10 protein-coding genes are annotated in these 10112 nt (G+C 72.3%); 4 read left to right on the top strand and 6 right to left on the bottom strand.

The window, feature by feature from the left end; genetic code table 11:
• Positions 1-5 precede the first annotated feature (5 nt).
• The 3 genes from KALB_RS12485 to KALB_RS12475 form a co-directional block, all read right to left on the bottom strand.
• A complete protein-coding gene (locus tag KALB_RS12485; protein ID WP_025356051.1) occupies positions 6-608 on the bottom strand; it encodes a TetR/AcrR family transcriptional regulator in 603 nt (200 codons plus the stop codon).
• A gap of 40 nt (positions 609-648) precedes the next feature.
• On the bottom strand, positions 649-1587 hold the full coding sequence (locus KALB_RS12480; protein ID WP_030110975.1) for a quinone oxidoreductase family protein: 939 nt from the start codon (positions 1585-1587) through the stop codon (positions 649-651).
• Positions 1588-1672: 85 nt separating this feature from the next.
• The gene (locus KALB_RS12475) at positions 1673-2446 is read right to left on the bottom strand and encodes an SDR family NAD(P)-dependent oxidoreductase (protein WP_025356049.1); all 774 of its coding nucleotides are present in this window, start codon (positions 2444-2446) and stop codon (positions 1673-1675) included.
• Positions 2447-2604: 158 nt separating this feature from the next.
• Between KALB_RS12475 and KALB_RS12470 the strand changes: the two genes are divergently transcribed.
• Both KALB_RS12470 and KALB_RS12465 read left to right on the top strand, forming a co-directional pair.
• The gene (locus KALB_RS12470; RefSeq protein WP_025356048.1) at positions 2605-3444 is read left to right on the top strand and encodes a helix-turn-helix transcriptional regulator; all 840 of its coding nucleotides are present in this window, start codon (positions 2605-2607) and stop codon (positions 3442-3444) included.
• Between the two features lie 304 nt (positions 3445-3748).
• Positions 3749-4372, top strand: a complete 624-nt coding sequence (locus tag KALB_RS12465; RefSeq protein WP_025356047.1) for a phosphate signaling complex PhoU family protein — start codon at positions 3749-3751, stop codon at positions 4370-4372.
• Here KALB_RS12465 and KALB_RS12460 read toward each other — a convergent pair.
• Entirely contained in the window at positions 4362-4772 is a 411-nt protein-coding gene (locus KALB_RS12460) for a hypothetical protein (protein ID WP_025356046.1), read from the bottom strand. The genes KALB_RS12465 and KALB_RS12460 overlap by 11 nt on opposite strands.
• 242 nt (positions 4773-5014) lie before the next feature.
• Here KALB_RS12460 and KALB_RS12455 point away from each other — a divergent pair, with 242 nt between their 5' ends.
• Both KALB_RS12455 and KALB_RS12450 read left to right on the top strand, forming a co-directional pair.
• On the top strand, positions 5015-5851 hold the full coding sequence (locus tag KALB_RS12455; RefSeq protein ID WP_025356045.1) for a universal stress protein: 837 nt from the start codon (positions 5015-5017) through the stop codon (positions 5849-5851).
• A 217-nt stretch (positions 5852-6068) separates the two neighbouring features.
• Positions 6069-6686 carry a CBS domain-containing protein gene (locus KALB_RS12450; RefSeq protein WP_025356044.1) on the top strand — a complete coding sequence of 206 codons (618 nt, stop codon included), beginning with the start codon at positions 6069-6071 and terminating at the stop codon, positions 6684-6686.
• A 40-nt stretch (positions 6687-6726) separates the two neighbouring features.
• Here KALB_RS12450 and KALB_RS12445 read toward each other — a convergent pair whose 3' ends face one another.
• The gene (locus KALB_RS12445; RefSeq protein WP_025356043.1) at positions 6727-8295 is read right to left on the bottom strand and encodes a gamma-glutamyltransferase; all 1569 of its coding nucleotides are present in this window, start codon (positions 8293-8295) and stop codon (positions 6727-6729) included.
• A gap of 279 nt (positions 8296-8574) precedes the next feature.
• On the bottom strand, positions 8575-10095 hold the full coding sequence (locus KALB_RS12440; protein ID WP_081789311.1) for an ArnT family glycosyltransferase: 1521 nt from the start codon (positions 10093-10095) through the stop codon (positions 8575-8577).
• Positions 10096-10112 lie beyond the last annotated feature (17 nt).

Here is a 10112-nt window from a genome sequence, read left to right as displayed (position 1 = left end):
TGAGACTACGGGTGCTGGCCGCTGTTCTCGCGGCGGCACTCGCCGCCGAGGCCCACCCCGCGCAGCACCGCGTTCGCCACCTCCCGTGGGAACTCCGGCCCCAGTTCCCGGTGCCCGAACAGCGCCCGGAACACGATCGGCGCCGCGAACAGGTCCAGGACGAGGTCCACGTCGAGGCCGGGACGCAACTCTGCGCGCCGCCAGCCCTGCTCCAGGGTCACGATGCACGCCGCCCGCCGTGGTTCCCACACCACGTCGAGGAAGCTCTTGCGCAGTTCCGGGTCATCGGCGAGGTCGGCCACGAGTGCCGGGAGCACGCGGGCGAACGCCGGGTCGGCCATGCCGTCCTGGAGCGCTTGGATGTGCTCGACGAGGTCGCAGTGCGTGCAGCCGGTGTCGACCTCGACGACCCCGATCCGGTCGTTGGCCATGGCTTCGATGACCAGGTGCCGCTGGCTCCGCCACCGGCGGCGGATCGCGGGCTTGGTGGTGCCCGCCCGCTGGGCGATGGCCTCCATGGTCAGCGCCGAGTAGCCCACTTCCCGCAGGAGTTCGGTCACGGCGGACAGCACGGCCTGGTCGATCCGCTCGTCCCGTGGGCGGGCCACCGCTGTCCTCCCTTGAATCGCACCGAAGAGTGCGAGCAGCCTACCGGGGGTGCAGGACGACCTTGCCGAACGGCTTTCCCTCCGCGACGCGCTCGAGCGCGGCACCGGCCTCGGCGAGCGGCAGGCTCTGGTCGACCACGGACACGAGCCTGCCCTCCGCCAGCAACCCCATGATCCGCTCCCAGGACTGGCGGCGTTCCCGCGCACTGACCGCGGTCAGGCTGAAGGCGAACAGCGTCGGTGACTTGTGGAAGTCCTCCAACAGCGACAGCAGGGCCTGCGGGTCGGGAATGCCCGCGGCGCCGCCGCACAGGACGTAGCGCCCGTTGGGCCGCAGCAGCCGGAGGTGCTTGCCCAGCGCCGGACCGGCGATCGGGTCCACCACGAGGTCGTACGTCTCGCCCTCCGGCGAACCGGTGCGGTTGCGGTCGACGACGTGCGTGGCGCCCAGCGCGCGCAAGCGCTCGCCGCGAGCCTCGGAGGAGGTCATGACGGTGACCTCGGCTCCGTGGGCGCGGGCGATCTGGGTGGCGAGCACACCGATCCCGCCACCGGCACCGAGGACGAGCACGCGGTCTCCGGCGCGCACCCCCGCGCGGTGCAGCCCGAGCTCCGCCACGATCGCGTTCAGGCCCAGCCCGACCACCTCGGCCGCGTCGAGCTCGTCCGGGGCCGGGAAGACCGCGTCCGCCTCGGCGAGGACCTGCTCGGCGAAACCCCCGAAGTCCGGCATCACGGCCAGCACCCGATTCCCGACCAGCCCCGTGGGTGTGCCCGGCCCGACCGCGGCCACCCGGCCGACGACCTCCGCGCCCGGTACCGCGCCCGCGCCGAGCGTGGTGCGGTACTGGCCCCGCTGGGCCATGACGTCCAGGTAGCCCACGCCGACGGCGTCGACCTCGATGCGCACCTGACCAGCCGCGGGAACCGGTTCCGGCGCGTCCACAACGGCCAGTTCCTCGGGCGAGCTGACGACCATCGTCCGCACGACAACCTCCCATATCGTTCCAATCCGGAACGGAACGATATGGGAGGCGCCGTGGTCCGTCAACTCGACGGGGTGATCATCGGTAGCGCGAAGCCAGTTCGGGGCTCTGGGCGCCGAACGCCGCCAGATCGGCTTGGAACACCGCGTCGAGCAGGCTGGCGTCCTCGACACCTGGGGCGCAGACGACCTCGCCCAGTTCCAGGCCGCGCAGACCGGCGGTGACCACCTCGTCAGCGGACATACGGGGCACCGCGCTCAGGTCGAGGCCCTGGCGCTCGTGGAACTCGGTGGCGACCACGCCGGGGCACAGCACCTGGACCTTGATCCCGGTACCGACCAACTCCGCGTGCAGGGCCTGGGACATCGCGACGAGGTGGGCCAGGGTCCCGGCGTAGACCGCCCGCCGGGGCATCAGCGTGTGCGGGGCGGGGCCGCTGAAGGCGATCATCCCGGCCACGTTGACGATCGAGCCCTCGCCGCGGGCGAGCATGCCCGGCACGGCGGCGCGGGTCAGCATGGTGGGGGCGAGGACCTTCACCGTGACCAGCTCGCGCGCCTTGTCGGCGAGCAACTCGGAGAGCGGCATGTAGTGCGACACCCCGGCGTTGTTGACGAGTAGGGTCAGCGGCCGGGTGGCGCAGACCTCGGCGACCGCGTCCACGCCCTCGGCGGTGGACAGGTCCGCGGTCAGGGGCTGGACCTCGACCTGGGGCAGCGAGGCGGCGAGCGCGTCGAGCCGGTCCTTGCGGCGGCCGACGGCAACCAGGTCGTAGCCCTGGGCGGCGAGGCGGCGGGCGAAGGCCATGCCGATGCCGGAGGAGGCCCCGGTGACGAGTGCGAGCTTGGTCATCGTCGGTTTTCCCTTCAGAGCGAGGGGTTGAGCTGGCGGACATGGCGGCGCTGTCCTGCCACGAGCCTTGTCGAGTCCGATGTGGACAACAAGTCGACGGATCTTCCTGGGACTGGCGGTACCAGGAAGATCCGTGCGCCCCGGTGCACACTGGGGGCATGGCCAAGGCGGAGTTCGGTGCGGCGGTGCGCCGCTGGCGCGACCGGGTTTCGCCCGAGGCTGCCGGGCTGGCCGTCGGCGGGCAGCGGCGTGCGGCGGGGCTGCGCCGCGAGGAGCTGGCACTGCTGGCCGGGATCTCGGCCGACTACGTGACCCGCCTGGAGCAGGGGCGCGCGACCAGTCCTTCGGCGCAGGTCGTGGCGGGGCTGGCCAGGGCGCTGCGGCTGTCGGGCGCCGAGCGGGCGCACCTGTTCGAGCTGGCAGGTCTCGTGGCGCCGGGCCCGGAGGTGGTGCCCACGCACATCACGCCGAGCGTGCACCGGCTGCTGGACCGGCTGACCGGGACGCCCGTGGCCGTCTACGACGCGACCTGGACCCTGCTGCTCGCCAACCCGCAGTACGCGGCGCTGATGGGCGATCCGTCGGGGTGGCGGGGCTTCGAGCGCAACGGGGTGTGGCGCAGCTTCCTCGGCCCGGGGAGCAGGGTGCGCCTCACCCCGGAGTCACGGCGCGCGTTGCAGGCGGGGCAGGTCGCCGACCTGCGCGCGGCCGCGGCCAGGTACCCGGCGGACCCAGGACTGCGAGGGCTGGTGGCGCAGCTGCGCGAGAACAGCCCGCTGTTCGCCGAGCTGTGGGACTCCGGGGAGGTCAGCCGGCACGTGGCGGCGCGCAAGACCATCGACCACCCGGAGGTCGGCGCGCTGACCCTGGACTGCGACATCCTCACCGTGGCGAACAGCGACCTGCGCATCATGGTCTACACGGCCGAGCCGGGTACCGAGGACGCCGAACGCCTCGCGCTGGTCTCGGTGATCGGCATCCAGTCGCTCACCGGGTAGCGGGTCGTCCACTGACACCAGCGGGACCCCGCGGCCTGCGCCGGTTCCGCCCAGTCGGCAGGCGATTCGTCCGCGCCGCGACCGTTGTGCTCGTGAGACTGCGGTCTCAACTGTGTCCGTTTCCAGGCGATGCGGGCCGACACCCCACCGAGTGGCCAGGGGACTTGGTCCCTGACAGTGAGGTGCGCTCGTCACTGCCGGGTGCGGCGCACACCGGGCACCGTGGGCCGTGAGCGGCAAGTCGGGGCCGCCGTCCACGCCGCGTCGGCCTGGGCCGCGACTGACGACGAGCACAGGAGGCCCCATGCGTGACCCCATGTGTGACACCGTGCACCAGGAGCTGATCGGGATGTTGCAACTGGTCGAGGCCGCGATGGGCCGGGCGACCACCGCTCTGCTGGCTCCGGACCCGGAACTGGCCGAGCAGGTGATCACCGACGACGCGGTGGTGGACGCGCTGCGACAGGAGATCGACGAGCGGGTGCTGGCGGCGCTGGCCACCCAGCACCCGGTGGCCGCCGACCTGAGAAACCTGGTCGCGACGCTGCGGATGTGCGTGGAACTGGAACGCATGGGCGACCTCGCCAGGCACGTGGCCGAGACGGCGCTGCGGGGCGGGGACCTGCCCGTGGTCCCACCGGGGTTGCAGGGCATAGTGCGGCAGATGAGCGCGGTGGCCCAGCACCTGGTCAGCGAGGTGCGCGACTGCGTGGGCTACCCCGGTGGGCACAGCGAGCGGCTGCTCGACCACGACGACGACGAGATGGACCACCTGCGGCTGGAGCTGGACACCGCACTGCTGCGCGCCAACCCCGGCACACGATCGATCATGGACGTCTCACTGGTCGGCAGGTACTACGAGCGGTACGCCGACCACGCGGTGGCCGTGGCCAGACAGGTCGACTTCCTCGCCGGGGTCACCCGGTGAGGTGCCGGGAGCGGCCCCGCTCGGGCGTCCCCGTGGCCTGCGTGGGCAGTTCAGGTGCCGTCCTGCTCGCCCTGCGCCTGCGCTGACGGGTGAGGGCGACGAGTTGCCCGCGCAGCGCGGTCCGCACCCGCTCGGTCGCGTCGCCCACCGAGGCGCCCGCGGCGAAGGCCAGCAGTTGCGTGCCGCCCACTTGCAGCACCGCGTGCGCGACGATCGCACCCTTGGCCCGAGCCCGCCCGGTCGGCACGGAGAACCAGACCGTGGCCCAGATGATCGGGTGTTGTGTGTAGCGGGCGAGCCCACCGATCCGCTCGCGCACTTGCGCTGCCACCTCATCCGGGGCCAAGTCGTGCAGTTCCACCCCGATCTCGGGGACCTGCTTCGCCCTGTCCGCTCGCATGCTCACTCCTGTCGTCGAAGTGGTGGTGAGCCCGGTTCCGCCCCGCCATCCTCACCGCGTGCCCCAGCGGCCCCCCAGGGTCGGCGGGTTCCACGCGACAGGGTCTTTCGCCCCTGCCCGGCGGGCGCGAGGCGGGCCGCAGGACTCGGCCGCGGCGGGTCTTTCGACTCTGCCTGACCAATCCCGCCAGCTGTGGCATGGAGGAACGCGCACGACGGCGGAGCCGAGCGAACGGGGAACCCATGATCAGCAAACCGATCGTCGTCGGCCACGACGGCTCCGAGTCGGCCGCACGGGCGACCGGGTGGGCGGCGAGGGAGGCCACCCGCAGGGGGACCGACCTGGTGGTCGTGCGGGCCTGTCCGCCGCCGCAGGCGGACGTGCCGCACCTGGTGCCGCTGCCCAAGTCCTTCGACCAGGCGCTGGTGGCCCAGTGCCGGGCCGAGCTGAAGGCCGCGGGCGAGGCGGTGACCGGCGTCGAGGTGACCACCGTGTTCACCCGCCTGACGCCGGTGCGCACCCTGGTGGAGCAGTCGGCCACCGCCCAGCTCCTCGTGCTGGGATCACGGGGCACCGGCGGCGTCACCGGCATGGTCGTCGGCTCGACGGCGATGGCGTTGGCGGCACACGGCAGGTGCCCGGTCGCCGTGGTGCGCTCCGGCACACCGACCGACGGGCCGGTGGTGCTCGGCGTGCACGAGTCGACCAGCGAGGAGGCGATCGAGTTCGCCTTCGACGCGGCGCGCAGCAGGGACGTGCCGCTGCTGGCCGTGCACACCTGGCGGAACAGGGTCGTGGTGATCGGGACCGACACCGACGCGATGGTGGCGGCGGGGCGCGAACTGCTCGGCAGACGGCTGAACGGCTGGCAGGACAAGTACCCGCAGGTGGCCGTCCAGCGGTTGCTCGTCAACGATCGGCCGGGCCACGCGCTGGTCGAGCAGTCCAAGCACGCCCGGCTCCTCGTGGTCGGCTCGCGCGGGCGGAACACCCTGACCGGGGCGCTGCTCGGGTCCACCTGCCACGCCCTGGTGCACCACGCCGAATGCCCGGTGGTCATCGCCAGGAACTTCGGGTGACAGTCGCTTGTGGACTGTCCAAACAAGTCTTCAGACCGCAGTAGCAGTACACGCCTTGGCGCGCGGCACGCGGTGGGCGCGATCGGGAGCGGAGAACGGCCCAGTGCCAAGGGACTTTGTGCCGTGTCGGCGGACCGGGTCCACCACCCATCGTGGAGCCGAGGAGGACACCGCGGAGGGCGGCCGTCCCACCCCGCAGAACACGAGGAGTCGTCCAGTGAGGGCCCAGGACGTGATGAGCAGCCCGGTTGTGGTGCTGCGCCAGGACCTACCGGTCAAACAGGCCGCCGCCGTGCTCGCGGACAAGGGTTTCACCTCCGCGCCGGTGGTCGACGAGGACGGGCGTCTGATCGGCATGGTCACCGAGGCCGACGTGCTGCGCGACCGGGTCCCGGTGGACCCACGTTCCCGGATCTGGGGCGCGGTCACCAAGCAGGCCCAGCCCGCCGCGACCGTCGGGGAGGTGATGAGCACCCCGGCGGTGGCCATTCCCCCGGGCACCGACTGCTCGGCGATCGCCCGCATGATGCTGGACGACCACGTGCGCAGCATGCCCGTGGTGGACGGCGCCGAGGTCGTCGGCATCGTCACCCGCCGCGACCTGCTCCGCGTGATCGCCAGGGAGGACGCCGTGATCCGCAGCGCGGTCTGCTCCCGGCTGGCCGACTACGGCGGTGCGGACCGCTGGACCGTGACCGTCCAGGACGGGGTCGTGCACATCATCGATGATCTGGACGACGACACCGACCGGCACGTCGCCCAGATCATCGCGGAGGCGGTGCTCGGCGTGGTCAGGGTCGAGGTCGCCAGCCGAACCTCGCGATCAACGCCGTGAGCGTGTTCCCGGGTCACGATCAGTCAGCATGGAGCGCGGTTCAGATCCCCTCGATCCGGCCCCCGGAGAACGGGGTGCGTCCGCCGGTCAGCCGGTCGCCGATGCCGATGCCGCCCCAGAACCCGCGCGGAATGGTCCGCTCGGTGATCGGCCGCACCGACAGGCGCTGGCCCAGTTCCTCGGTGCGCCGCACCACTTCCGGGTCGAACCGGTCCTCGATCACCTGCGGGATGGCCGCCATCACGGCGTCCCAGGCCTGCTCCTGCGGCACCCCCGACTCGCGTGCCCGCGCGAGCGCCTGCTGCCAGGTGGAACCGACCCGCTTGCCCTTGATCCGGTCCTCCAGCGGGGTGTTCACCGTGTCCCCGGCCAGGTAGTCCGGGCCGTGGAACAGGGGCCGCCGCACCACCTCGTCCACCGGCACACCCAGTCCCAGCACCGCGTGCAGACACTGGAGGGTGGCGCAGTGCAGGCCCGCTCCGATGCTGCTGGAGGCCAGCACCGGACGGCCCCCGCGCAGGACGATCGCCGGGTTCGCCGGGAACGGCACGTGCTGCCCCGGCCCGAGACCGGCCAGGACCTGCTGCTGGAACGAGGCCGCGTCGGGGATGGACACGCCCCCGGCGAACAGGCCGGTACAGCCCCACAGACTGGTGTTGATCGAGTGGCACGCGGCGGCCACGTTGCCCTCGGCGTCCACCGCGAGCACGAAGTCCGAGTGGCTGCCCGGGCGCGTGCTCTGCCGTGAGATGCCGATCAGCTCGTACAGGGCCTGCGGGTCGGTGAGCGGATCGCCCACGCCCTCGGCCGCGCGCAACGCCTGCACCAGGGACTTGCTCCCGGTGTGCACCTCGTGCCCGTGGAACCGCGCGCGCAGCGGTTCGGACCAGACCGGCTCATAGGTGTCCAAATCGGACAGAGTGGCCTTGCCGCCCGCCGCGCGCACCACGTCCACGAACTCACGCGCCCACGGGCCCCGGTACATCCAGTCGGCGCCCTCGGCCGCCACGCCCCGCAGCGTCTCGGCCAGCTCTGGCTGGCGGAACAGCTCGCCGCGCTTGGCCCGGAACGACTCGGGCAGCACGTCAGCGCGCATCGCGAACTGCCGCTCACGCACCAAGCCGACCGGAAACCCCTGCTCCGCAACGTGGATCGCGGGCTGGAACAGGTCCGGCCACGGCAGCACGCCGAACCTCTCGTGGGCCGCCGCCACCCCGGCCATGAAGCCCGGCACCAGGGCCGTGCGCCCGCTGGGCTCCGGCGCCCTGGGGATGCTCGCCGGGTCGTCCTCCACCGCGAAGGTGGCGAAACCCGCGCTGAGCGAGTCGGTCCGGCCCGCCTGGCAGTGCACCATGACGAACACGCCCGCGTAACTGACCCATGAGCCCGCCGCCAGTGCGATCTGCGCCAGCGAGGTGGCGATCACCGCGTCCACGGCACTGCCGCCGGCCTCCAGCGCCCTGCGCCCCGCCAACTGCGCGAACGGCCCGGTCGAACCCAGCACCATCGCACGCTTGCCGGTGCCCGACGCCCCTTCGGTGTCGCTGGCGTCGATCCCGTCGGACAGGTAACGCCGCACCTCGTCAGCGGCCCAGGTCTTCGGATCCACCCCAGCAGGCTACGCCCCCGCGAGTCCCGCCCAGGCGACCGCGAATCCCGCCCTGGAGCACACGAGTCCCGCTCCGGGGAGCGGGAATCCCGCCCACCGGTCCGCGAATCCCGCCCAGGTAACGACGAGTCCCGCCCTGGAGCACGCGAATCCCGCCCACACCAGGACAAATCCCGCCCAGACAAACGGCAAGCCCCGCCCACCGGCGACCGGTGGGCGGGACTCAGCAGCCGGTGGACGGGACTCGGGCGCCGGAGAGCGGGACTCGCGGGGTGGGGGTCAGTCCACGTTCAGCTTCATCATGCGGAAGGCGGGCCAGGTGTCGGCCCAGGTGGTGCGCAGGCCGGTGGCCACCCAGATCGGCTTGCCCTCGTCGCCGGGGTCGCCGGTGCCGACGTCCGGCACGGTGCCGACCTGCTGCACCGAGGTGAAGTAGCGCTGGAGCATCTCCTGCTTGTAGCCGACGAACACCACGTTGCGCGCCGACTCGGGCGGGGCGCCGAAGTACCAGTAGCCCTGGGCCCCGCTGTAGGAGCGCGGCACCCCGCGCTGTGGGCCGTACCGGTCCACGGCGCCGGCCAGGCCGTGCGAGACGGGCATGATCACGGTGTGCTCGCGGGTGGCGGCTGGCAGCTGCTCGTAGACGTCGATCACGGCGTTGGCCTGCGCGGGCATCGGCGAGGTCGCGTCGGCGAAGCTGCTCTGCACCACCAGCGCGGCGCCCACCACGTAGATCGGCACGGCGGCCCAGCGCCAGATCGAGTGGCCTGAGGAATCGCGGCGGTGCTGCAACGCGGTGACACCGGCCGCCCAGCACACCGCGTAGATCCCGGCCAGGTAGTAGACCTGACCGCCGGTGACCAGGAAGAACGCGGTGGTGGCCAGCACGGCCCAGCCCAGGAACCGGTACTGGACCAGCTTGGCGGAGCTGAGCAGGCTCCACAGGCCGTACAGCAGCAGCAGCGCCCCGCCGACCCCGGCGGAGAGCAGGGTCACCGGCAGCAGCTCGAACCGCCCGCCGCCCGCGTAGAGGTGGGAGATCGAGGAGGCGATCTCGAACTGCGGCCAGCCGTGCTGGGCCTGCCACCACAGGGTGGGCCCGTTGACGGCCACGGCCACGATCGCGCCGATCCACAGCGCCGGGCGGGTCACCAGGTTGCGCGGGCCGAAGACCAGCGCGGCCGCGGCGATGGCCAGCCACCAGATCGGGATCAGGAACTTGACCTGTAGGGCGAACGCGGTGACCAGGGCCGCGCCGAACAGGGCCCAGCCCCCTCGGGTGCGGACCCAGCGGACCACCAGCCAGGCAACCAGCGCCCAGCAGGGCGGGTCGATGGTCGAGGTGGCCAGCAGGTGGCCGGACTGCACGAACTGAAAGGAGGTGGCCACGGTCAGCGCCGCGAGCACCTGCGCCCTGGTGCGACCGCCCATCTCACGGCTGATCGCGGCGGTGGCGAACACCGCGACCAGGGTCGCCGCGATGGCGGGCAGCCGCATGCCCAGAAGCGAGTCGCCGAACAGCGCGTCCATGGCGCGGGCCAGCATCGGCAGCATCGGCGGCTGGTCGGGGTAGCCCCAGGCGGGGTAGTTCTTGCCCGCGGACAGGAAGTACAGCTCGTCCCCGGACAGGCCCCAGCGACCCGCGGTGAGCAGCAACAACACCGCCACACCGCCGGCGACCAGGGACACCGGTCCCCAGGCGTAGTGCGGCACCGACACGGTGCGTGCACGGCGCTGGTCTGGCGGAGCGGACGCGCCACCAGAGGACGGCGGCGAGATGAGTACTTCCTGCGATCCCATGATGGCGGCTCCACGGT

It is taken from the genome of Kutzneria viridogrisea DSM 43870, from assembly GCF_000525635.1.
Lineage (GTDB): Bacteria > Actinomycetota > Actinomycetes > Mycobacteriales > Pseudonocardiaceae > Kutzneria > Kutzneria viridogrisea.
This window is presented reverse-complemented; position numbering and strand designations above follow the sequence as displayed.

Excerpts from the sequence above, each read along its gene's own strand:
- KALB_RS12480 (WP_030110975.1), bottom strand. The coding sequence starts at position 1,587 with ATGGTCGTCAGCTCGCCCGAGGAACTGGCCGTTGTGGACGCGCCGGAA.
- KALB_RS12475 (WP_025356049.1), bottom strand. The coding sequence starts at position 2,446 with ATGACCAAGCTCGCACTCGTCACCGGGGCCTCCTCCGGCATCGGCATG.
- KALB_RS12470 (WP_025356048.1), top strand. The coding sequence starts at position 2,605 with ATGGCCAAGGCGGAGTTCGGTGCGGCGGTGCGCCGCTGGCGCGACCGG.
- KALB_RS12465 (WP_025356047.1), top strand. The coding sequence starts at position 3,749 with ATGCGTGACCCCATGTGTGACACCGTGCACCAGGAGCTGATCGGGATG.
- KALB_RS12460 (WP_025356046.1), bottom strand. The coding sequence starts at position 4,772 with ATGCGAGCGGACAGGGCGAAGCAGGTCCCCGAGATCGGGGTGGAACTG.
- KALB_RS12455 (WP_025356045.1), top strand. The coding sequence starts at position 5,015 with ATGATCAGCAAACCGATCGTCGTCGGCCACGACGGCTCCGAGTCGGCC.
- KALB_RS12440 (WP_081789311.1), bottom strand. The coding sequence starts at position 10,095 with ATGGGATCGCAGGAAGTACTCATCTCGCCGCCGTCCTCTGGTGGCGCG.